Origin of the sequence: Nocardia sp. CDC160, from assembly GCF_035818795.1 — a bacterium.
In the GTDB taxonomy this organism is placed as follows: Bacteria; Actinomycetota; Actinomycetes; order Mycobacteriales; family Mycobacteriaceae; genus Nocardia.
The window spans coordinates 157,499-179,388 of sequence record NZ_JAYKYT010000002.1 but is presented as its reverse complement, the minus strand read 5'-3'; the positions used below and the strand labels follow the sequence as shown (position 1 = coordinate 179,388).

Sequence of the window (21,890 nt, the reverse complement as noted above, 5' to 3'; positions counted from 1 at the left end):
CCGACAGTTATCGATTCACGGGAGGGGCGCAGGTTTCGAGCATGTCCGCCAGGGCGCTCTTCTCGGTGGGCTGCACGGTCAATCCCCAGCGGGCCTTCACGCTCACCCACCGGCGCGCGTAATCGCATTGGTAGGCCTCGCGCGGTCGCCACTGGTCCGGCGTCTTGGAGCCCTTGTCCTGATTGGCCTGCTTCTGCACCGCCAGCAGATTGCCGATGTCGTTGGCGAACTTCTCGCGCTGCTCGGGACTCCAGCCGGACGCGCCCGAACGCCAGGCATCGCCGAGCGCCACCACATGATCGATTTCTATGTCGGAGGCCTTGAATCGGTCGTAGGGCAGTCGCTCGCCGGTGTACGGATCGATGAGGATCCCCGTCAGCACGATGCACGAATTACTGTCGCCCACACGCGTTTCGGTCAGATCGCGCTTCAGCACGTCCTCGCGGGCGGTGCACCCGTCCGAGAGCACCGGCTCACCGCCGCGCCCCGACCAGCCGGGACCGAACGCGGTGCGCTCGTAGGATTCCCAATTGCGATTCCAGGCGACGGTGAGGCGATCCAGTCCGGTTCGCGCCTGCGCCGCTCCGAGCAGCTGCGTGCCCTCCGGATCGCCCACGGGCGGCGGCTCCGCTCGCGTCACCTCGTGATGGTTCAGATACAGCCCCAACCCGACCGCGCCCGCGGTGATGAGCAGTACGGAAGTGGCGAAGAGTTTGCGCCAACGACGCCGGGCGGTGGTCCGGGAGCGCTTGGGCATGCCGGGGAGTCTATGGGGGCAAATCGGACGATACGGGCATTGTTGCTGAGTGGTGACCTGATTGCAGCAATCCCATGGCAACCGAGGGGAGAGGCCGTGTGGCAAGCGAAAGCGAGGCCGTGCACCTCGCGGTACACGGCCTCTCCTTCGAGCTACAGCCTCTTCTTCGAGTTGCGGCCTCGTGCTCCGGGTTACACCGAGGTGGTCGCCAAAGCCTCGGTCGCGGCCACCGCCTGACCGACGCCCGCCACGATCGCCGCCGCGCGCAATGCCTCGAAGATCACCTCGCGCGACACGCCCTCTTCCCGCAGCGTGTGCTCGTGCGCCTCCAGGCAGTGCTGGCAGCCGTTGATCGAGGAGACCGCGAACGACCACAGCTCGAAATCGGCCTTGTCCACACCCGGATTGCCGATGATCTGCATGCGCAGGCCCGCGCGCAGATCGTCGTAGCGGCCCTCCAGGAACGCCTTGCCGCGGTAGAACACATTGTTCATGGCCATGATCGACGCGGCCCCGAGCGCGGCGTTGTACGCCTCGGCCGACAGCACGTCGGCCGCCTCCTCGGCGATCTCCCGCAGCGTCGAGGCCGAGCGGGTGGCCGCCGCCGTTGCCAGCAGGGTGCCCCACAGCTGCTGTTCGCTCAGCACGGTGGTGCGCGACAGCGAGGACAGGTTGAGCTTCAGGTCCTTGGCGTACTCGGGTAGCGAGTTCTTCAGGTTCTCGATGGTCACGGCGAAAGTCCTTGGGTGCCTTGGTCTCTGATGCCTCAGACGGAAGCGGACATGAGCTCGCCCGCCTTGATGGTGGGATCGCCCTTCTTCCAGTTGCAGGCGCACAGCTCGTCGGACTGCAGGGCGTCGAGCACCCGCAGCACCTCGTCGACATTGCGGCCCACCGAACCGGCGGTGACGGACACGAACTGGATCTCGTTGTTCGGGTCGACGATGAAGGTGGCGCGGTCGGCGACGCCGTCGGCATTGAGAACGCCGGTGGCGGTGGCCAATTCGCGCTTCAGGTCGCTCAGCATGGGGAAGGGGAGGGTCTTGAGATCCTCGTGCTGGGCACGCCACTGGAAGTGCACGAACTCGTTGTCGACCGACACGCCGAGGACCTGCGCGTCGCGGTCCTCGAACTCGTCGTTGAGCTTGCCGAAGGCGGCGATCTCGGTGGGGCAGACGAAGGTGAAGTCCTTGGGCCAGAAGAAGACGATGCGCCACTTGCCCGCGTAGTCGTCGCTCGAGATCTGGGTGAAGTAGTCGTCGGGCTGCTGAGCGTTCACCTTCGAGAGATCACCGCCGATGACTGCCGTCAGGTTGTAGGCGGGGAACTGGTCGCCGATGGTCAGCAGGGCCATGCTTGCTCCTCATATGTAGTCGTGCCGATTGTGTCGAGACGTATATACGATCCTTGCCGAACTGCGGTGACAGGTAAACGTGATCACTCGCACTACACTCATAGGCGTGACTGATCAGTCTTATCAGCCCACCCTGTCACAGCTGCGTGCGTTCGTGGCCATCGCGGAATACCGGCATTTCGGCACCGCGGCGACCCGGCTCGGCGTGAGCCAACCCACGTTATCCCAGGCCCTCGCATCATTGGAAAGCGGACTGGGGCTCCAGTTGATCGAGCGCAGCACCCGGCGGGTGCTGGTGACCGGCGACGGCAAACGGCTACTGCCGCAAGCCATTGCCACCCTCGAGGCGGCTGACCGATTTGTCGCATCCGCGGCGGGGCAGGGGCTCGGCGGCACCCTGCGCCTGGGCATCATCCCGACCGTCGCCCCGTACGTACTGCCCACGCTGCTGCCCGAATTGCGCAGGCGAATGCCGAATTTGGTGCCGCACATCATCGAGGATCAGACCGCGCGGCTGCTGGACGGACTGCGCTCCGGAGTGCTCGACGCGGCCCTGCTCGCGTTGCCCAGCGAGGCCACCGGGCTGGTCGAGATACCGCTGTACACCGAGGAGTTCGTGCTGGTGTTGCCGCGCGGGCACGCGCTGGCCGGGCGCGAGAACCTGAAACCCGCCGACCTGGACGGTCTTCCGCTGCTGCTCCTCGATGAAGGGCACTGCCTGCGTGATCAGACTCTGGACCTGTGCCGGAGCGGTGACGCGCATCCGGGCGCGGTCGGCGACACCCGCGCGACATCGCTGGCGACCGTGGTGCAGTGTGTCGCGGGCGATCTCGGTGTCACGCTGATTCCGGCCATGGCGGTGGCCGCCGAAACCGCGCGCGGCACATTGGACATCGCGACCTTCGCCGCGCCCGCGCCGGGCCGCACGGTCGGGCTGGCCTTCCGGTCCTCGACCACCCGCGGCGACGACTACGACCTGCTGGCCGAGATCATTCGCGAATGCCGTCCGTCCGCTGACGGGCAGCCCGACAATTCCGGCACCTGCGCGGTTGCACTGTCCCAGAGTGTCTGAAACGCTCGGGCCATGCGGATTCACCACCTGAACTGCGGCACCATGGGATTCGGCCTGATCGATCACTGCCTGCTCGTCGAGACCCGGGACACGCTCGTGCTCGTCGACACCGGGTTCGGGCTCGAGGCCGTACGACAGCCCGGAAAAATGGTGGGTGCCAGCCGGTTCCTGCTGGGCGCGAAGCCGACCGAGGCCGAGACGGCGGTACGGCAGATCCAAGCGCTGGGCTACGACCCGCGCGATGTCCGGCACGTCATCCTGACCCATCTCGACCTGGATCACTCCGGCGGACTCTCGGACTTCCCCGAGGCGACCGTGCACATCCACGGCCCCGAATTCCGGGCCGCCACCGCCACTCCCACGCTGTCGGAGCGGCTGCGCTATCGGGCGGCGCAGTGGGCGCACGGGCCCAAATGGATGGTGAACGAGGTCGAGGGCGGCGAGGACTGGTTCGGGTTCACCGCGGTGCGGGATCTGCCGGGGTTGCCGCCGGAGATTCTGGTGGTGCCGTTGGCGGGGCATACGCGCGGGCACGCGGGGGTGGCGATCGATCACGGTGATGGGTGGCTGTTGCACGCGGGGGATGCGTTCTTCGCGGAGTCCAGCATTCATCCGGAGGAACCGTTCACGCCGTTCTGGTGGAAGGTCTACGAGACCGGGGCGATCGTGGGCGACGCCTATCGGGCGAATCAGCGGCGGCTGCGTGAGCTGCGAAAACTGCACGGACATCAGGTCACTATCATCAACTCGCACGATGCGGGAATCTTCGCGCGGACTGCGCGTACAGTCGGCCGATGACCGACCGGTGGGCACGGAAACTTCCGTTTGCGAGTGATCCGCTCTTCGTTTACGGAACCCTGCGGTTCGGTGCGGTGTTGACCGAATTGATCGGGCGGGTACCGGAAATGGCGGCGGCGCGGGTGCTCGGTCGCCGGGCGGCGGCCTTGCCGGGGCGGGTGTATCCCGGGCTCGTGGCCGCGGCCGCTGGCGTCACGGACGGTTTCTTGCTCACCGGGTTGACCGCCGACGAGTGGCTGGTGCTCGATGCCTTCGAGGACGACGAATACGATCTGGTGCCGGTGTCGGTGAGCGTGGGGGAGAGGGTCGGGTACGCGTGGACGTATGTCTGGACCGCGGAAGTCGAGGAGCGAGACTGGTCGGCGTCCGAGTTCGCCACCGAGCAGCTGCCGTCCTATGTGGGGAAATGCGCTGCGTGGCGGCGAGATGTGATCCTGCTCAGCGAGACTGTATGACGCGGGACACATTTCTGCGGTAGAAGTTGATCGCATGGATGCAGTGGGCATGGAGCTGACGGTGGCGGGTGCGCGGTCGCAGGCGCTCGGAGATCTGCTGCGGCGCAGCGCCGCCCGGGTTCCGGACAAGACCGCGCTGGTGTGGCGGGAGCGGCGGGAGAGCTACGCCGAACTCGACGCCGCCGTGAATCGCGTCGCGCACAGTCTGGCCGATCGCGGTGTGGCGCAGGGGGATCGGGTCGCGATCTATTCGCACAATTGCCGGGAGTTCGTGCTGGCGTTCTTCGCGCTGGCCCGGCTGGGCGCGATCTCGGTGCCGATCAATTTCATGCTCACCGCCGACGAGGTGGCGTTCATTCTCGAGCATTCCGGCGCGATCGCGCTGATCAGCGAGGACGCGTTGGCCGCCGAGGCGGAGTCGGCGGTGAAACAACTGGGCGACAGCGAGATTCGGCTGTTCGGCTGGATCGGGCTGAGTGGTCGGCCCGCCGCGGCCGGTTGGGAGGACGTGCGCGACTGGGAGACGCACGCCGATGCCTCCGCGCCCGATGTCCGCGTCGGCGACGATGATCCCATCCAGATCATGTACACCTCCGGCACCGAGTCCCGCCCCAAGGGCGCGGTCCTGTCCAGCCGCGCCCTCATCGCCCAGTACACCAGCGTGGTCGTGGATGGCCGAATGAGCGCCGACGACATCGAAGTTCACGCCCTCCCGCTCTACCACTGCGCCCAGCTGCACTGCTTCCTCACCCCGGACCTGTGGCTGGGCGCGACCAGCATCCTGCTGCCGGGCCCCGACCCGGCCACGATCCTGCGCACCATCGAAACCGAACGCGCCACCAAACTGTTCTGCCCGCCGACGGTCTGGGTCTCCCTCCTGCGCCACCCGGATTTCGACTCCTACGACCTGTCCTCCCTGCGCAAGGGCTACTACGGCGCGAGCATCATGCCCGTCGAAGTCCTCATGGAACTCTCCCACCGACTACCCGACGTCGGCCTCACCAACTTCTACGGCCAAACCGAACTCGCCCCGCTCGCAACGGTTCTCGCCCCCGAAGACCAGATCACCAAGCCCGGCTCCGCGGGCCGCCCGGCGCTGAATGTCGAAACCCGCGTGGTCGATGATGACGACATCCCCGTCGGCGTCGGCGAGATCGGCGAAATCGTGCACCGCTCCCCGCAGGCCACGCTCGGCTACTGGAACGACCCCGCCAAAACCGCGGAAGCCTTCCGCAACGGCTGGTTCCACAGCGGCGACCTCGGCGTCCTCGACGCCGACGGCTACCTCACCGTCGTAGACCGCAAAAAAGACATGATCAAAACCGGCGGCGAAAACGTGGCCAGCCGCGAGGTCGAAGAAGTCCTCTACGAACACCCGGACGTGTCCGAGGCGGCCGTGATCGGCATCCCGCACCCACACTGGATCGAGGCCGTCACCGCAATCGTGGTGCCCCGCACCGGAACCGAACCCACACCCGCCGACCTCATCGCCCACTGCAAACAACGCCTCGCAGGCTACAAGGTCCCCAAGTACGTAACCTTCGTCGAATCCCTCCCCAAAAACCCCAGCGGCAAAATCCTCAAACGCGAACTACGCACCCAACACGCCCACCTCGCCGCTGAGGCCTGATCATCCGATCCGATCCACGTGCTCCACATTCGCCCGATCGCCGGGGTCCGCACTCGGGGCCCCGGCGAACCACGCATCGAGAATCTCACCTAGCTGCGCTCGTGAGGTCAGCCGCAAACTGAGCGCCAACACATTCGCGTCATTCCACTTACGCGCACCTTCGGCGGTATAGGCGTCGACGCACAATGCGGCCCGCACCCCCGGCACCTTGTTCGCGGCGATCGAGGCCCCGGTCCCGGTCCAACAACACACCACCGCCTGCTCGGCCCGTCCCTCGGCCACATCCCGCGCCGCGGCTTCACTGGCCCAAGCCCAGTCATCACGTTCCGACGGCTCCAACGCCCCATGCACGACGACCTCGTGCCCACGCCCCCGCAACTCCTCGACCACGGCCGCAGCAACACCCGTGTCTTCATCGGCGGCAACCGAAATTCGCATGAATGCAGTATCGCCGCCGATCATCCGAATTGTCGCCCACCACACCTGTGCGCGTGCACGGGTGCGCTGTTGGCTAGCGACCGGCGGCTCGGGCGAGGTGCTCTGGGTAGCGGGCTCCGGCAATGGATTCGGCCGGGGCTGCTGCTTCGATTCGGGTGAGATCGTCCGCTGTCAGGGTGATCTCGGTGGCCGCGACGTTCTGCTCCAGGTAGGTGCGGCGCTTGGTGCCCGGGATGGGGACCACGTCGTCGCCTCGGGACTGGACCCAGGCGAGGGCCAATTGGCCGGGGGTAACTTCCTTTTCGTCCGCGAGTTCCCGCAGTGCCGCGACAATCGCCAGGTTGCGGTCGAAGTTGTCGTCGGAGAAGCGGGGGAGGTTGCGGCGCATGTCGTCGGCGGGGAGGTCGGCGGTGGATTTGATTGCGCCGGTGAGGAAGCCGCGGCCGAGCGGGGAGAAGGGGACGATGCCGATGCCCAATTCGCGGCAGGTGGGCAGGATTTCGGCCTCGATGTCGCGGGTCCACAGGGACCATTCGGATTGGAGGGCTGTCACGGGGTGGACGGCGTGGGCGCGGCGGATGCTGTCCGCGGAGGCCTCGGAGATGCCCAGGTAGCGGACCTTGCCCGCCTGAACCAGTTCCGCGAGTGCCCCCCAGGTCTCCTCGATCGGGACGTTCGGGTCGACGCGGTGCTGGTAGTAGAGGTCGATGTGGTCGACGCCGAGGCGGGACAGGGATTCGTCGCAGCACTGCTTGACGTAGGCGGCATCGCCGCGGGTACCCGCGGGTCCGTTCTCGCCCCACAGAATGCCGAATTTGGTTGCGAGGACTACCTGGTCGCGGCGGTCGGCGATGGCGCGGCCGACGAGGCGCTCATTGGTTTCGGGGCCGTAGATATTGGCGGTGTCGAGGAGGGTGACGCCGAGTTCGAGGGCGCGGTGGATGGTGGCGATGGATTCGGCGTCGTTGTCGCGGACGCCGTAGGCGCTGCTCATGCCCATGCAGCCGAGGCCCTGCGCGCTGACGGTCAGTTCTCCGAGTTTCCTGGTCGCGATCATGCGTTCGACGCTACGACTTGGAGTGCGCTCCAAGTCAACTCGTTTTGGGCTCAGGCGCGGTTGGGGAGGTGGTGGTGGAGGAGGACGGTTAGTTGGGTGCCTGCGTCGGTGAAGGGGAGGACGGATTTCAGGGCTCGGCTTTGGACTATGGCGCCTTCGATGATGGAGAGGGTGAAGCCGGAGAGGGAGCAGGCGGTGGCTCTTTCGATGCCTGCTTCGACGAGGCCGTCGGCTAGGCGGGCGGTCCATTCGGAGAAGGCTTGGCCTGCGGCGGATTGGAGGGTGGGGTCGGTTTCGTCGAGGGCGGCGGCCATCATGAAGGAGCCCGCGCGGAAGTCGCTGGTTTCGAGTTGGCCGCGCCAGAAGGCGAGCAGTTCGTCCACCCAGCCGGACAGGGACGGGGCGGTCGGTAGGGCGTCGGACATGCGGCTCACGTGGGAGTAGACCATGCGCGAGACCAGGCGGGCCGCGGTCGCCACCAATTCGCTCTTGCCGGAAGGGAAGTGCTGATAGAGGGAGTTTCGGGAGGCGTTGCTGCGCTTGAGCAGCTCATTGAGTCCGGCGGCGTGGACGCCGTGCTCCTGGACCGTGGTGATCGTGCTCGCGATCAATCGGGCGCGCGGTCCCGCCGTCATCCGAATCCCTCCAGGTATGGAAATTGCGTCGGCACTTGTGTGAACCGATCGGTCCATGTTAAACCTTTCCCGTATGAACCGATCGGTTCACATACTCGTGTATCAAACGCGGCGGCGCTACCGAATCCGGCCGTGTTTCAACCCAAGGGGAATTCAGAGGATGCCCGCCCAGATCGCCACCGCCACCCCGGTCGCCCATGCCGCGCTGCTCGGCCTGGGCGTCTACCGCCCGCGTCGGGTGGTGCCCAATGCCGAGATCGTCGACCGCATCAATTCCTCGGACGAGTGGATCCGGACTCGCTCCGGCATCGAGGCCCGCCACTGGGCCGAGGCCGACGAGACCATCGTCTCCATGAGCACCGCCGCCGCCACCGACGCGCTCGCGGCCGCGGGCGTCACCGCGCAGCAGATCGACGCGGTCATCCTGGCCACCTCCTCCCAGATGGTGCTGGGCCCCTCCGCCGGAGCGGTGGTCGCCACCGAACTCGGCATGCACGACACCGCCGCCTTCGACGTCTCGGCCGGATGCGCGGGCTTCTGCTACGCCCTGGCCAATGCCGCCAACCTGGTGCGCGCCGGACAGGCCCGCCACGTGCTGGTGATCGGTGTCGAGCGGCTCTCGGACCTGCTCGACCAGGACGACCGCACCTGTGCGTTCATCTTCGCCGACGGCGCGGGCGCGGTCGTGGTGGGCGCTTCCGACGTCGAGGGCATCGGCCCGGTGGCCTGGGGTTCGGACGGCAGCCAGACCGCTGCGATCAAGCAGGACAAGGACTTTCAGCAGTACTTCGCCGAGGTGGCGGAGGCCGAGGCGACCGGCGGCACCACCGTGCGGCCCTACATTCGGATGAACGGCGCGGCCGTATTCCGTTGGGCCGTCACGTTCTTGGAGAAGGCGTGCCGGGACGCGCTGGACAAGGCGGGCGTCACCGTGGACGATCTCGACGCCTTCGTGCCGCACCAGGCCAACGGGCGCATTACCGACGCGCTGCTGCGCGCGCTGCACATGCCCGAAACCATCGCTGTCGCAAGGGATATCGCGCAGACGGGTAACACGAGCGCCGCCTCCATCCCGATGGCGATGGAGCAGCTGCTGCGCTCCGGCGAGTCCAAGCCCGGGGACACCGCGCTGCTGCTGGGCTTCGGCGCGGGCCTGGCCTACGCCGGGCAGGTCGTGAAGCTGCCCGCTATTTCCTGACCTTCGAGGCCATCACGCAACGAAATCCGTTGTGTGAAACAACGAAAAACGAAGCGGCCCCGGCACAGTGGTGTGCCGGGGCCGCTTCGGTGAAACGGGGTGCTGCCGGTGAGACCTAGACGCTCACGCCCACACGCAGCGCGTGCGGCTCGATCGCGCCCCGGACCAGGGCCTTCTCGTCGATGGTCGCGGCCTTGTAGGGCAGCGTCGACAGCGTCTCGGTCATCTTGGCCACCGGATCCGCGATCGCCTTCGGCGTGCCGAAGATGAAGGTCCACTCGTGCTCGTCGGACACGTACGGAACGACGGTCTCGAACAGGTTGTGGAAGCGGGTCCACGAGCGCTTGAGCGTCTCGTTGCGCCACATCGTCTGACAACCGGCCTGCGCGGCGAGCACGCCACCTTCGGACAGCAGCGCCTTACAGCGGTTGAGGAAGTCGTCCTCGTAGAGGCGGTTGTGCTGCGCGTCCTCGACCCGCTCGTCCGGCAGGTCGATACAGATCATGTCGTAGCGCACGCCCGCGGCCTCGGCCTTGGCCAGGAAGTCCCAGCCGTCGGCGTAGTGCATCTTGATCGGCCCGGTCTGCGCGACCGCCTCGGCCAGATCGGCCTCGGTGTAGCCGTAGGGGAGGTGCTTGGCGCACAGCTCCACCTCCAGCTGGTCGATGTCGACGTGATCGACGAGCGAGGCGCCCGCGGCCACCGACATCTGCGAGGCGACGCCCTCGCCGGAGCCGATGATCAGCACCTTGTCCAGCTTCGCGGCCAGCGCGTACCCCGGGACCAGCATGGCCTCGTGGTAGGTGAGCTGCGAGAACTCGGTGGACTGCCGGTCGTCGTCGGAGAACAGGGAGATGCCCTGCTCGGTCCGCGCGATGACCATGTGCTGGAACGGGGTGTTGGTGTCGACGATGGTTTCCGTCGTGTTCCACACCCGGGTCAGACCCTCGCCCACCGGCTCGTGGATCCGGCGGGCGGTGTGGCCGCGCTGGATGACCTCGATATTGACCGACCCGGGAGACAGCTCCTGCTGGAGCAGTTCGACCGCCTTGGTGGCGCCGGAACCGATGCTGCCGCAAGTGAATACGTCGACGAAGATGTCGCCGGACTCAGGGTAGGTGTGAATCGACGCGTGCGACTCCGCGAGGAGGGCCAGGATGGTGACACCCTGCGGCTCGAATTTCTTGCTCACGACATCGCAGATGGTCACCCCCGCGGCGACCAACGATTTTCGAAGCGCGGTTTCGAGTCGTTCGAGGTCGTCGCAGAGGTTGGCGTCGACACCACCGAACTCGGCCAGCACATGCCAGCCGGTGAATTCTGCCGTGATCATGGCTAAAACTCACTCTCGCTCAGCGCCAGTGACATGCACAGTCAAAGGCGGAAAACCGTTGAAGGACACCGACGAATAGCTCGCCGTATAGGCACCGGTTTCGAGGATCCGAACGGGATCACCGGCTCGCAACGTGGTCGGAAGGAGGACACGCGTGCGTTGATAGAGTACATCGTCGCCATCACACGTAGGACCGGCTACGACAGCTTCGTCCTTCGGATCCGTGTCCCGATCGGTTTGGAATCGGTAGGCGATGTACTCGTTCTCGGTCTCGGCCATGCCGTTGTAGCGGCCGATATCGAGGTATACCCAGCGCCGCCCGTCCGGCGCTACGCGAACATTCACCACTTCGGCGTGGATCACGCCGGTGTTGCCCACCAGGGCGCGACCGGGTTCCACGACGAGCGAGGTGTGTTCCGGGAGATAGCGGCTCGCCGCCTCGGCGATGGCCGCGCCCAGCTCCGCGAGTCCGGGAGCCGGATCGGCGTACGAAATCGGAAGTCCCCCACCGATATTCACCGCCGTGACTGGAATGTCCTTGACCGCCAACGCTTCCGCGATGGCACCGGCCTGCTCGATCCCGATGCCCCAGGCCTTCGGGTCCAGCTGCTGCGAGCCGACATGGAAGTAGGGGCCGACGACCTTCAGGCCCAGATCGTGCGCCCGCACCAGCAGCCGCTTGGCCTCACCCGGCGCGCAGCCGAACTTGGTCCCGAACGGTGTCTGCGACTGCGGGGCCGAGGACAGGAACCGGCACTCCACTTCGGAGCCCGGGGCGTGCTCGGCGATGCGCTCGAGGTCGTCCTCGGTGTCGAAGGCGTAGCGGCGCACACCGGCCGCGTAGGCGGTGGCGATCTGGGAGGCCTTCTTGATCGGATTGCCGTAGCACATGACGGCCGGATCGACGCCCTGCGCGAGGCAGAGTTCGATCTCACCGACGCTGGCGACGTCGAACTCCGCGCCCTCGTCGTTCAGCAGCCGGATGATCTCCGGCACGGGACTCGCCTTGACGGCGAAGCGAATTCGTGCCGCAGGGAGGGCGGCGTGCAGTGCGCGGTAGTTCGCGCGGACCTTGTCGAGGTCGATGACCAGACACGGCGACTCGGGCATGTTTCGACCGGGCAATCTAAGGGAACTCTTTTCTGTCGGCCGCAGTGGCAGGGGACTCAGGCAACCTGCGCGACAATACACGCGTTGAGCCTCGAAAAACGAACCGGTGGACGATCGATTACGTCACTCTAACGCCGGGATTCGTCAATATGCCCCGCGCGACGTCTTACGAGAGTGTGACCCCGCCGCGCACGGACCGTCCCCGGCCGCTGACGGCGCGAACCGAATCTCAGCCCGCGGTGACCGAAACCTCGTCGAACACCACTTCACCCGCCGCATCGGACTCGGCCAGATCGACAATGGCGTTGATGGACCAGCCGTGGTCGCCATTGGGGTCGTCGAGCACCTGGCGCACATCCCAGAACCCGGGCCGCTGCTCGACCCGGAACAGTTGGGGTCCACGGGCGTTCGGACCGGTCCCGATGGTCTCGTATTCGTCGAAATAGGGGCCCAGTTCGGCCTCCCAGTCCAGCTCGTCGCCCAGCTCGGCGAGCAGGTCCCAGCGCTGGAGGGCGGCCAGGTCCACGCGCCGGAACATGGCATTGCGCACCAGCACCCGGAAGGCCCGCTCATTGGCCGAGATCGGCCGCACGGTCTCGGCCCCGAACGCCACCTGCTGTTCATCGGACTCCGCGCCCGGATTGGTGAGCTGCTCCCATTCGTCGAGCAGGCTGGAGTCGACCTGGCGAATGAGCTCGCCGAGCCATTCGGTGATGTCGTCGAGTTCCTCGGTGCGCGCCTGTTCGGGCACGGTCCGCCGCAGCGCCCGGTAGGCGTCGGCGAGGTACCGCAGCACCACGCCCTCGGAGCGGGCCAGCTCGTAGCCGGAGACGAGTTCGGCGAAGGTCATGGACCGCTCGACCATCTCGCGCACCACGGATTTGGGGGAGGGCTCGAACTCCGACACCCACGGGTGTCCGGCCTTGTAGGTCTCGAACGCGGGCTCGATGAGCTCGGCCGCCAGGGGTTTGGGCCAGGTGACCTCTTCGAGGAGTTCCATGCGCTCCTCGTATTCGATGCCGTCGGCCTTCATCTCCGCGACGGCCTCGCCGCGCGCCTTGTGCTGCTGGGCCATGAGCAGCTGGCGCGGATCCTCGAGGGTGGACTCGATGAGCGAGATGACATCGAGGGTGTAGGTCGGCGAATCCTTGTCAAGGAGTTCCAGCGCGGCGAGCGCGAACGGCGACAGCGGCTGATCGAGGGCGAAGTCGCGCTGCAGATCGACCATGAGCCGGGCATGGCGTCCGTACTGGTCGGGTTCGTCGAGCTGCTGCACCACGCCCGCGTCGCGCAGCGCCCGGTACAGCCGGATCGCCTTGAGGATGTGCTTGCGCTGCGCCGCCCGCGGCTCGTGGTTCTCCTCCAGCAGATGCCGCATGGCGTGGAAGCAATTGCCTTTGCGCGCAATCACATTCAGCAGCATGGAGTTGGTCACGTTGAACCGCGACACCATGGGTTCGGGCGAGGCCGCCACCAGCCGGTCGAAGGTCTCCTCCGACCAGGACACGAAACCCTCGGGCGGCTTCTTCTTCTGGACCTTCTTGAGCTTCTTGGGATCGTCGCCCGCCTTGGCGATCAGCCGCGCGTTCTCCACCTCGTGCTCCGGAGCCTGCACCACGACCGTGCCCATGGTGTCGTAGCCCGCGCGCCCGGCCCGCCCGGCGATCTGATGGAACTCGCGGGCATTGAGCCGCCGCGTGCGCACGCCGTCGTATTTGGTGAGCCCGGTCAGCATCACCGTGCGAATGGGCACATTGATGCCCACGCCGAGAGTGTCGGTGCCGCACACCACCTTCAACAGCCCGTCCTGCGCGAGCTTCTCGACCAGTCGCCGGTACTTGGGCAGCATGCCCGCGTGATGCACGCCGATGCCGTGGCGGATGAACCGCGAGAGCGTCTTACCGAAACCGGTGGCGAAACGGAATTCGCCGATGGCGTTGGCGATGGCCTCCTTCTCGGCCTTGGAGGAGATGTTCACGCTCATCAGTGCCTGCGCCCGTTCCATGGCGGCGGCCTGGGTGAAGTGCACGACGTAGACCGGGGCGAGGCTGGTGGTCACCAGATCCTCGAGGGTCTCGGTGATCGGGGTGCGCACATACGAGAAGCTCAGCGGCACCGGCCGCTCCGAACCGGAGACGATGGCGGTCTCGCGCCCGGTGCGCCGGGTCAGGTCCTGGGCGAAGAAGTCGACCTCGCCGAGGGTGGCCGACATGAGCAGGAACTGCGCCTTCGGCAGTTCGATCAGCGGCACCTGCCACGCCCAGCCCCGATCGGGATCGGCGTAGTAGTGGAACTCGTCCATGATCACCTGGCCGACATTGGCCGAAGCGCCCTCGCGCAGCGCCAGATTCGCCAGGATCTCCGCGGTCGCGCAGATGATCGGGGCCTCGGGATTGACCGCGGCGTCACCGGTCACCATGCCGACCCGGTCCGCGCCGAAGATCTCGCACAGGGCGAAGAACTTCTCGCTGACCAAGGCCTTGATCGGTGCCGTGTAGTAGCTGCGCTCGCCCTTGTTGAGCGCGGCGAAGTGCGCGCCCAGCGCGACCAGCGACTTACCGGACCCGGTCGGGGTATTGAGAATGACGTTCGAGCCGGTGACCAGTTCCAGCAGCGCTTCTTCCTGCGCCGGATACAGGGTCAGGCCCTCACCGCTCGCCCATTCGGCGAATGTCTCGTACAACCAATCCGGGTCCACGTCGGAGACGGCACGGTCGGGAACCAATTCGGACAGCTGCACGCCGCCCAACGTTACCGGTCACCGCGCGCAAACCCCGCAACGACCACTACCGCAGCGGCGGATTCTCCGGCTCGTCGCCGTCGCCGAACCCGGCCTGCTCGGCCAGGAAGCGCTCGAACTCCGCGCCCAGCTCATCGCCGGTGGGTAGGTCGTTCTCGCTGGCCAGCAGGCTGGACTGGCGTTCCTGGGCGGTGACGAAGCTGTCGTACTGGCGCTCGAGCGCCTGCACCACGGTCTCCACCTCGGAGTTGCCCGCGATGTGCTCGTTGACCTGTTCGCGCACCCGGGCGGCGGCATCGGTGAGCGCCGCGAGTGGCAGTTCCAGGCCCGCGTTCTCGGCCACGTTCTCGAGCAGAGTCTGCGCGGCCTCGGGGTAGGCGGTCTGGGTCAGGTAGTGCGGCACGTGCACCGAGAAGCCGACCGACTCGTGCCCGTGCTGGGCCATGCGGAATTCCAGCAGCGAGGAGGCGCTGCCCGGCACCTGCAGCTCACCCGGCCAGCGCTGGTGATCGCCGATCAGGTCCGAGTCCGAGGCGTGCGCGGTGACGCCGAGCGGACGGGTGTGCGGAATCGCCATGGGAATGGCCGAGAGTCCGATGGTGCGGCGCACGCCGAGCTGTTCGGCCAGCAGGCGCACCGCGGTGACGAACTTCTCCCAGCGCAGATCCGGTTCGAGCCCGGCCAGCAGCAGGAACGGGGTGCCCGCCGTGTCCTTGAGCGCCCACAGGCTCAGCTCCGGCTCGGTGTAGTCGGAGAAGTGATCGGTCTTGAAGGTCATGAGGGGACGCCGCGACCGGTAGTCGAGCAGCTCGTCCATGTCGAACGAGGCGACCAGCTCGTGCTCGAGGCTCTCCTTGAGGTGGGTGGTGGCCAGGCGCACCGCGTGTCCGGCATCGGTGAAGCCCTCGAGGCCGTGCACCAGCACCGGTCCCGAGCCATCGTCGGACGACAGCTGCGGAGCCGGGAATTCCAGCTCGTACATTCGCGACTCGTAGTCCATCGCGCGCTCCTTCCTGCGTGGCCCACTTGCGCGACCATCCAACATTGTCCCTCATGGGCATGACAGGTGTGCACCACCCGCACCAGGGGTGCAACACGCCGAAGGGGGACACGCATTCCCGGCGCCCCGGTCAGTGCGGGCAACAAACACCGCCTGCGGCGTGGCATTCGCTGTGAACAGCCGATTTTCGGCATAGTGGACGAGGTGACGGTGGCCTTCCGAACTCCCATGCGCAACAGGCGTCGCAGGTCCGTGCAGGCCGTGGGAGCGGTAGTGGTGGGAGGGCTGCTCGCCGGGTGCGCGACCTCGGTATCGGGTCATCCGACCGCGGTGCGCGGTCCGGTCACACCCGCCGCGAGCGCCGATGGCACCCTGACCAAGCTGCTGCCGGATCCCTCGCAATTCCCCTCGCGCTACACCGCGCTCGTGCTTCCGGCCGACACCGCCAAACAGGCCGCCGACGACTTGAACGGCTACTTGCCAGGGGCACAGGTGGATCCGAGCGGCTGTGCGCCGATCGCGCCCACGGCCGGGCCGGTCACCGCGGTCGGCACCGACGACACCACGCGCGCCACGCTCACGGTCGTGCTCACGCGGTCGGACAAGCCGCTCTCGACCCTGCGAGATCAGTTGCAGCGCTGCGGAACCGTGCGGCTCGGGCACGCGGGGGCCACCTCGGTGGTGACCACGCAACTGGATCCCCCGCCGCCCGCCAATGCCGATGACACGCTGGCCGTCAAGCGCACGGTCGGCAGCGAGAAGAGCGCGAGCGGGCTCACCCGCACCATGCAATCGCTCATCGGCCAGATCGGCGATGTGCGAATCACTGTGACCTACATGACTTCTGGGTCCACGTCGGACGGTCAGGCGCTCGACGCGTTGTTCACCACAGCGCTGCGGAAGGTGCGCAAGGGCTGAGAACCTCCGGGGGAGAACCGGTGTGGGGAGCCGACCCCTGCCCGTTTCGGCTCCCGGGCCGAATCAGCAGACCGGCAGCGGGGTATTGGAACCCGACGCCGAACCGTTGCCGGAACCCGAACCGCCCGAACCACTCCCGCCCGAACCGCTGAGCGAACCGGTGCCGCCGGAGCCGCTGTCGCCCGAGCCGGTGCCCGACGAGCCGCCGCTGGCCGAACCCGGCAGGAACGAGGAGATCGGCGGGCAGGTGCTCGCCGAACCCACCTTGTAGACCGTGGTCACGGTGGACAGGCCCTGATGCGCGCCGACGGTGTAGGTGCCCTGGTCGGTCGGGTGCCAGGGCATATTGGCGGCCGCGCCCGCACCGTAGGAGGCCGGGTTGACGGTACCGATGACCGCGCCGTTGACCAGGAAATCGACCGGGCTCAGCTGGTCGGAGCCATCGAGCGCGACCTCGATCATGCAACCGTCGGCGACCGAGCACGGTTTGTCGCTGGTGAGACCGGCGACCTGGATCTTGTCGATCGAGGCACCGGCCGGGGCCGCCATCGTGCCGACCAGGACGGCGAGCGCGGCGGCCGCGCCAATGCCTATGGCGGGCCTGCCGATGCCTACGGCCGGTCGGTGGAGCTGAGTTTTCATGGGGGTGGTTCCTTTCGGCGCGTTGAAGGGGTCGCGCCGGGCGGACTGTAACAGTGACCAACCGCCGAATTTCGCGAAATCGCCACTGCTGCAACATGATTCGGTTATCGCATGATTGCGAAGCGGCTACTCGCGGGTAGGCGCGTATCGCCGCACCAACTCGGTCCCGAGCCGGGCGAGTTCGGCCCGCACCGACTCCGGCTCGACCACCTCGAGCGCCGCGCCCCAGCCCGCCAACTGCTGGGCGATCATGAGCGGCGTCGGCGCGGTGATCCGGGCTCGAATCCGTCCGTCGTCGACCGGACCCTCCAGGACGCAGTGTCGCCCTTGCTGTTTGCGCAGCACGGGCGCCAGCGCCGCCTCGATCAGCACGGTCGCCGCGAGCGTGGACCGATGCCGTTCGACCTCGTCGACCACCTGTGACCAGGCCGTGGAGAGGTCGAAATCGTCCGGGCGGTGGGCGATCTCGTCGGTGCTCTCTACCGTCGCGATGCGGTCCACCCGAAAGGTCCGCTGTCCCCGCTCCGTTCCGGCCACCAGGTACCAGAGGCCGTCCTTGTCGACGAGGCCCCACGGGTCGACCAGTCGCGTCGTCCGCTGCCCGGCCCGGGTGTAGCCGAGCCGAATCCGGCGGCGGCGCACCACCGCTCGCTGCAACTCGTCTACCAGGCTGGGCGGCCGCTCATCGGATTCGCCCCAGCGCGCCGGGTCGACCACGATCGCGCCCGCCGCCGCCTCGGCCTCCAGCCGGAACGGTTGCGGCAGCGCGCGCAACAGCTTCCGCAACGCCGACTTGGTGGCCGGAGTCGCCGTGGCCACCGGTCCCAGCAGCAGGAACAGCGCCTGGGCCTCCGTGGCGGTGAGCCCGCTCAGATCCGTGCGCGCGCCGCCGACCAGGGCCCAGCCGCCGCCGCGTCCCGGCTGCGGATAGACCGGAATCCCGGCCGTGGACAGGGCTTCCAGATCCCGGCGGGCGGTCGCCACCGACACCTCGAGCTCGGCCGCGACCTCCGCCGCGGTGACCCGTCCCCGGGTCTGCAGGAACAGCAGGGTGGCCACCAATCGATCCGCGCGCATATCCGGAATTGTCTCCGGGAAAGTGCTCACTCGGTGAGCACTTTGGGCGTGATGATGAATGCATATCCAGCACCACCCCCGATCGAGGAGACCGAAGATGCTGCGCGGAATGGCGACCGTCAACTACTACGCCGACGATCTGGAGGCGGCCAAGGACTGGTACAGCGAATTGCTCGGTGTGGCACCGTATTTCACCGTGCCGGGCGGGTACTACGAGTTCCGCATCGGCGACTACCAGGCCGAGCTCGGGATCATCAACAAGAAGTTCGCGCCCACGCACCCGGACCGGCCGGGCGGGCAGATCGTGAACTGGCACGTCGATGATGTGGCGGGCACATTTCAGCGACTGCTCGACATGGGTGCCACCGTCCACGAGCCGATCATCGAACGCGGTGCGGGGACCGGATTCGTGACGGCCTCGGTGGTGGACCCGTTCGGGAATGTCCTTGGCATCATGTCCAATCCGCACTACCTGGAGATGCTCGCGAAGTCCCGGTCGGCTCAGTGATCTGCATTGGCGGACTGTAGCAGCGGGGGCGCGGCCGCTCGGGTGAAATGAAATGAATCTATTTCAAGTTTGAGTTCGGGTGGCCGAGGCGCAGGATAGCCACGGCCACCGACACATTCGAGCCAGCGGCCTCCGGCCACGCCGAGGGGTCGCGGACGCGCCGGAAACTCCCCGCACCATCCACAGCCTCGGCGAAATCCCTGGTCGATCATCGGGCCCGGTGCCTCGCCTGGCGCACGCTCGACGGCATGACAGCGCACATCGACTCCGCCGCACCCGATCCCATCGACGCCACCCCGCCCGCCACCTGCCTGCGTGCGCCCGGTGACCTGATCGCCGCCATCCCGGCCATGCTCGGCTTCATGCCCGCGAAGTCCTTGGTGGTCGCGGTGCTAGCGGCGGATCCGGATCGGCCGGGCGGTGCCGCGGTCGAGATGGTGACCCGCATGGATCTGGACAATCCGGGGCGCTGCGCGACTCGGATCCTGGTCGACCAGGTCGCGGGACTGTGCGTGCGGCACCGGGCCGTCGCCGCCCTCGCGGTGATCGTCGACGACCGCGCGACCGTGCCGACCCGCAAACACAGCGGACAGCGTGCCGGAAAGCACCGGGATCTCATTGCGGCGCTGGAACATCGGCTGGACGCCGAGGCCGTGCCGCTGGCCGGGGCGTGGGCGGTGCGGGAGATCGGACCCGACCTGCCGTGGTGGACCGTGGCCGGGCCGTGGTCGCGTGGTCTGCAACCCGATCCGGCGGCCTCGATGGTCACCCTGCGGCACGTGCTGGAGGGACGCCCGCTGCGGGCCTCCCGTCGCGAGCTCACCGAGGAACTCGCGTCCGATCCCGTGCTGCGGGAGGCCACCGTCCCGGCCATTCCCGTGGCCGTCGCCGCCGCGGCGCAACGGCTGGCACGTGTTGTGCGGCACGGCAGTCCGCAGGTGCACCTGCGCGTCGAGGTGTGTCGGGTGCTGCGGTATCTCGAACGAGTCGAATCCGGTGCCCGGCTCACCGCCGCCGAGGTGGCGGAGGTGGGGGTGGCCCTGCGGGACAAGGCGCTGCGCGACATCATGTTCGCGCTCGCCCCGGGTCCGCGCGCGGACGGCGCGGAAGCCCTGTGGCTGCAACTGGTTCGGGCACTGCCGGACCCGGACCGCGCGGCAGCGGCGGCGCTGCTGGCCTATTGCGCGTACGCACGCGGCGACGGACCACTCGCGGGTGTGGCCCTGGAGGTCGCGCTGGCCGCGGACCCGGACCATCGGATGGCCCAGCTGCTGGAATCGGGTCTGCGACTGGGCGTACCGCCCGGGCGGCTGAGCAGCCTCGCCGAGTCCGGCCGCGAGATGGCCGCCGAACTCGGCATCCACCTCGGGCCGGAGCCGCGATGAAGGGCGGTGCTCGCGCACCGGGTGTGGCTCAGCGCTTGCGCGCGGAGTGCGCGCGATCGCCCAGGGAGCGCAGGAAATCCCAGGCGTCGGAGACGATCTCGTCGAGATCGGTGTGCTCGGGCCGCCAACCGAGTTCGGCGATGGCCTTGTCGCTGGAGGCCACCAGCACGGCCGGGTCACCGGCGCGGCGGGGGGCGTCCACCACATTGATCGGCAGGCCGGTCACCCGCTGGCACGACGAAATGACCTCGCGCACCGAGAAACCGGTGCCGCTGCCCAGATTGAAGATGCGATGCACACCCGGCTGCGACTGCGCCAGCGCCTGCAGATGCGCCTGCGCCAGATCGCGAATGTGGATGTAGTCGCGCACCGCGGTGCCGTCCGGCGTCGGGTAGTCGGTGCCGAACACCGAGATCGACTCGCGCTGACCCAGCGCGGTCTGCAACACCAGGGGGATGAGATGGGTTTCCACCACACGGTTCTCGCCGAGCCCGGCGTACGCACCGGCCACATTGAAATAGCGCAGGCTGGTCGCGGCCAGCCCGTGCGCGTTCGCGTAGGAGGTGATGGCGTAGTCGATGGACAGCTTCGACGCGCCGTACGGATTGGTCGGCAGCTTGGGGGCGTCCTCGACGATGGGCACCCGCTCCGGCTCGCCGTACACGGCCGCGGTCGAGGAGAACACCAGGCGCGGGGTGCCCGCGGCCCGCATGGCCTCGAGCAGGGCGAGGGTCTTCACCACATTGCCGTGCCAGTACTTCTCCGGCTCCACCACCGATTCCCCGACCAGGGACTGGGCCGCGAAATGCAGCACACCGTCGAAGGATTCGGCGGCGATGAGCTCGACGCCCGCGGTGGCGATATCGCCCTCCACGAACTTCGCGCCCGCCGGGACGCCGTCGGCATTGCCGGTGGACAGATCGTCGACGACCACGACCTCGTGGCCGTCCTCGAGCAGAACCTGCGCGCAGACGCCACCGACGTACCCGGCGCCTCCGGTAACCAGAAGCTTCACGTATCAGACCAACTTCACCTGGACGGCGTGCGCCATCTCGTCGGACAGTTCGAATCCCTCGTGACCGGGCACCGAGATGATCACCGCGCCCGGCTTGGTCTCCACGGTGACGCGGGCGTCGGGGACGACACCGGCCTCGCGGAGCTGATTGATGGTCTCCGGATCGGTCTGGATGTGCTCGGACAGCCGACGCACCACCACGGCCTGCGACTGCCCGGTCGGCAGATCGCTGAGCCGCACCAGCTTCTCGACATCGCCGGAGCCGGGCTTGACGCCCAGCTCGTCCAGGCCCGGAATGGGGTTGCCGTAGGGGGAGGTGGTGGGGTGGTTGAGCACCTCGACCAGGCGGCGCTCCACCTCCTCGCTCATCACGTGCTCCCAACGGCACGCCTCGGCGTGCACGTTCTCCCACTCGAGCCCGATGATGTCGACCAGCAACCGCTCGGCCAGCCGGTGCTTGCGCATCACGGCGACGGCCATGGAGCGGCCCTTGTCGGTCAGCTCGAGATGGCGATCACCGGCAACGGTCAGCAGACCGTCGCGCTCCATCCGCGCGACCGTCTGGCTCACCGTGGGTCCACTCTGCTCGAGGCGCTCCGCGATGCGGGCGCGCAGCGGCGTGACACCCTCCTCCTCGAGGTCGTGAATGGTACGGAGGTACATCTCCGTGGTGTCGACCAGATCCTTCACCTGTTAAACCCCTTCGTCGGCACGAATTCTACCCATGCACGGCGGCTGCACCGGGCGACAGCTTATTTCGCGAACGCA

22 protein-coding genes are annotated in these 21,890 nt (G+C 67.5%); 8 read left to right on the top strand and 14 right to left on the bottom strand.

What is annotated here, in order from left to right; all coding sequences use genetic code 11:
- Positions 1-7: 7 nt before the first annotated feature.
- The 3 genes from VMT40_RS08260 to VMT40_RS08250 form a co-directional block, all read right to left on the bottom strand.
- Positions 8-757, bottom strand: a complete 750-nt coding sequence (locus VMT40_RS08260) for an HNH endonuclease family protein (RefSeq protein ID WP_326357391.1) — start codon at positions 755-757, stop codon at positions 8-10.
- Between the two features lie 191 nt (positions 758-948).
- Positions 949-1,488, bottom strand: a complete 540-nt coding sequence (locus VMT40_RS08255; RefSeq protein WP_326357390.1) for a carboxymuconolactone decarboxylase family protein — start codon at positions 1,486-1,488, stop codon at positions 949-951.
- Positions 1,489-1,523: 35 nt separating this feature from the next.
- Entirely contained in the window at positions 1,524-2,111 is a 588-nt protein-coding gene (locus tag VMT40_RS08250) for a peroxiredoxin (protein ID WP_326357389.1), read from the bottom strand.
- A gap of 106 nt (positions 2,112-2,217) precedes the next feature.
- On the opposite strand from VMT40_RS08250, the gene VMT40_RS08245 reads away from it, so the two are divergent.
- The 4 genes from VMT40_RS08245 to VMT40_RS08230 are packed head-to-tail and all read left to right on the top strand — an operon-like array spanning position 2,218 to position 6,066.
- Complete coding sequence (locus VMT40_RS08245) at positions 2,218-3,183, top strand: hydrogen peroxide-inducible genes activator (RefSeq protein ID WP_326357388.1); 966 nt, start codon at positions 2,218-2,220, stop codon at positions 3,181-3,183.
- Positions 3,184-3,195: 12 nt separating this feature from the next.
- Entirely contained in the window at positions 3,196-3,981 is a 786-nt protein-coding gene (locus VMT40_RS08240) for an MBL fold metallo-hydrolase (RefSeq protein ID WP_326357387.1), read from the top strand.
- Positions 3,978-4,436: a gamma-glutamylcyclotransferase family protein gene (locus VMT40_RS08235; protein WP_326357386.1), complete on the top strand. Its 459-nt coding sequence runs from the start codon at positions 3,978-3,980 to the stop codon at positions 4,434-4,436. Before VMT40_RS08240 ends, VMT40_RS08235 begins: the two co-directional genes overlap by 4 nt.
- Before the next feature lie 34 nt (positions 4,437-4,470).
- Positions 4,471-6,066 carry an acyl-CoA synthetase gene (locus VMT40_RS08230; protein ID WP_326357385.1) on the top strand — a complete coding sequence of 532 codons (1,596 nt, stop codon included), beginning with the start codon at positions 4,471-4,473 and terminating at the stop codon, positions 6,064-6,066.
- On the opposite strand, the gene VMT40_RS08225 is transcribed toward VMT40_RS08230, so the two are convergent.
- The 3 genes from VMT40_RS08225 to VMT40_RS08215 form a co-directional block, all read right to left on the bottom strand.
- Positions 6,067-6,504 (bottom strand): RpiB/LacA/LacB family sugar-phosphate isomerase, encoded by a 438-nt coding sequence (locus tag VMT40_RS08225; RefSeq protein WP_326357384.1) that lies wholly within the window; start codon positions 6,502-6,504, stop codon positions 6,067-6,069.
- 73 nt (positions 6,505-6,577) lie between these two features.
- The gene (locus VMT40_RS08220; protein ID WP_326357383.1) at positions 6,578-7,561 is read right to left on the bottom strand and encodes an aldo/keto reductase; all 984 of its coding nucleotides are present in this window, start codon (positions 7,559-7,561) and stop codon (positions 6,578-6,580) included.
- Between the two features lie 50 nt (positions 7,562-7,611).
- Positions 7,612-8,196 (bottom strand): TetR/AcrR family transcriptional regulator, encoded by a 585-nt coding sequence (locus tag VMT40_RS08215; protein WP_326357382.1) that lies wholly within the window; start codon positions 8,194-8,196, stop codon positions 7,612-7,614.
- Between the two features lie 160 nt (positions 8,197-8,356).
- On the opposite strand from VMT40_RS08215, the gene VMT40_RS08210 reads away from it, so the two are divergent.
- Positions 8,357-9,394 (top strand): beta-ketoacyl-ACP synthase III, encoded by a 1,038-nt coding sequence (locus tag VMT40_RS08210; RefSeq protein ID WP_326308454.1) that lies wholly within the window; start codon positions 8,357-8,359, stop codon positions 9,392-9,394.
- Positions 9,395-9,509: 115 nt separating this feature from the next.
- Here the strand turns inward: VMT40_RS08210 and speD are convergent, their stop codons facing one another.
- From speD to VMT40_RS08190, 4 genes are all read right to left on the bottom strand, one after another.
- Positions 9,510-10,724, bottom strand: a complete 1,215-nt coding sequence (gene speD, locus VMT40_RS08205; protein ID WP_326358534.1) for an adenosylmethionine decarboxylase — start codon at positions 10,722-10,724, stop codon at positions 9,510-9,512.
- 12 nt (positions 10,725-10,736) lie between these two features.
- Positions 10,737-11,837: a type III PLP-dependent enzyme gene (locus VMT40_RS08200; protein ID WP_326357381.1), complete on the bottom strand. Its 1,101-nt coding sequence runs from the start codon at positions 11,835-11,837 to the stop codon at positions 10,737-10,739.
- Between the two features lie 229 nt (positions 11,838-12,066).
- Positions 12,067-14,577: a DEAD/DEAH box helicase gene (locus VMT40_RS08195; protein WP_326357380.1), complete on the bottom strand. Its 2,511-nt coding sequence runs from the start codon at positions 14,575-14,577 to the stop codon at positions 12,067-12,069.
- 46 nt (positions 14,578-14,623) lie between these two features.
- The gene (locus VMT40_RS08190; RefSeq protein WP_326357379.1) at positions 14,624-15,577 is read right to left on the bottom strand and encodes a proteasome assembly chaperone family protein; all 954 of its coding nucleotides are present in this window, start codon (positions 15,575-15,577) and stop codon (positions 14,624-14,626) included.
- Between the two features lie 273 nt (positions 15,578-15,850).
- Between VMT40_RS08190 and VMT40_RS08185 the strand changes: the two genes are divergently transcribed.
- Positions 15,851-16,495, top strand: coding sequence for a sensor domain-containing protein (locus VMT40_RS08185; protein ID WP_326357378.1), 645 nt, complete (start codon positions 15,851-15,853; stop codon positions 16,493-16,495).
- Between the two features lie 63 nt (positions 16,496-16,558).
- Here the strand turns inward: VMT40_RS08185 and VMT40_RS08180 are convergent, their stop codons facing one another.
- Positions 16,559-17,137: a hypothetical protein gene (locus VMT40_RS08180; RefSeq protein ID WP_326357377.1), complete on the bottom strand. Its 579-nt coding sequence runs from the start codon at positions 17,135-17,137 to the stop codon at positions 16,559-16,561.
- A 126-nt stretch (positions 17,138-17,263) separates the two neighbouring features.
- On the bottom strand, positions 17,264-18,214 hold the full coding sequence (locus VMT40_RS08175) for a helix-turn-helix transcriptional regulator (protein WP_326358532.1): 951 nt from the start codon (positions 18,212-18,214) through the stop codon (positions 17,264-17,266).
- A gap of 97 nt (positions 18,215-18,311) precedes the next feature.
- Here VMT40_RS08175 and VMT40_RS08170 point away from each other — a divergent pair, with 97 nt between their 5' ends.
- Entirely contained in the window at positions 18,312-18,722 is a 411-nt protein-coding gene (locus VMT40_RS08170; RefSeq protein ID WP_326357376.1) for a VOC family protein, read from the top strand.
- A 248-nt stretch (positions 18,723-18,970) separates the two neighbouring features.
- Complete coding sequence (locus VMT40_RS08165; RefSeq protein ID WP_326357375.1) at positions 18,971-20,107, top strand: DUF4192 domain-containing protein; 1,137 nt, start codon at positions 18,971-18,973, stop codon at positions 20,105-20,107.
- Between the two features lie 28 nt (positions 20,108-20,135).
- On the opposite strand, the gene galE is transcribed toward VMT40_RS08165, so the two are convergent.
- Both galE and VMT40_RS08155 read right to left on the bottom strand, forming a co-directional pair.
- Positions 20,136-21,122 carry a UDP-glucose 4-epimerase GalE gene (galE, locus tag VMT40_RS08160; RefSeq protein ID WP_326357374.1) on the bottom strand — a complete coding sequence of 329 codons (987 nt, stop codon included), beginning with the start codon at positions 21,120-21,122 and terminating at the stop codon, positions 20,136-20,138.
- A gap of 3 nt (positions 21,123-21,125) precedes the next feature.
- Positions 21,126-21,812, bottom strand: a complete 687-nt coding sequence (locus tag VMT40_RS08155) for a metal-dependent transcriptional regulator (protein ID WP_326357373.1) — start codon at positions 21,810-21,812, stop codon at positions 21,126-21,128.
- Positions 21,813-21,890: the final 78 nt, after the last annotated feature.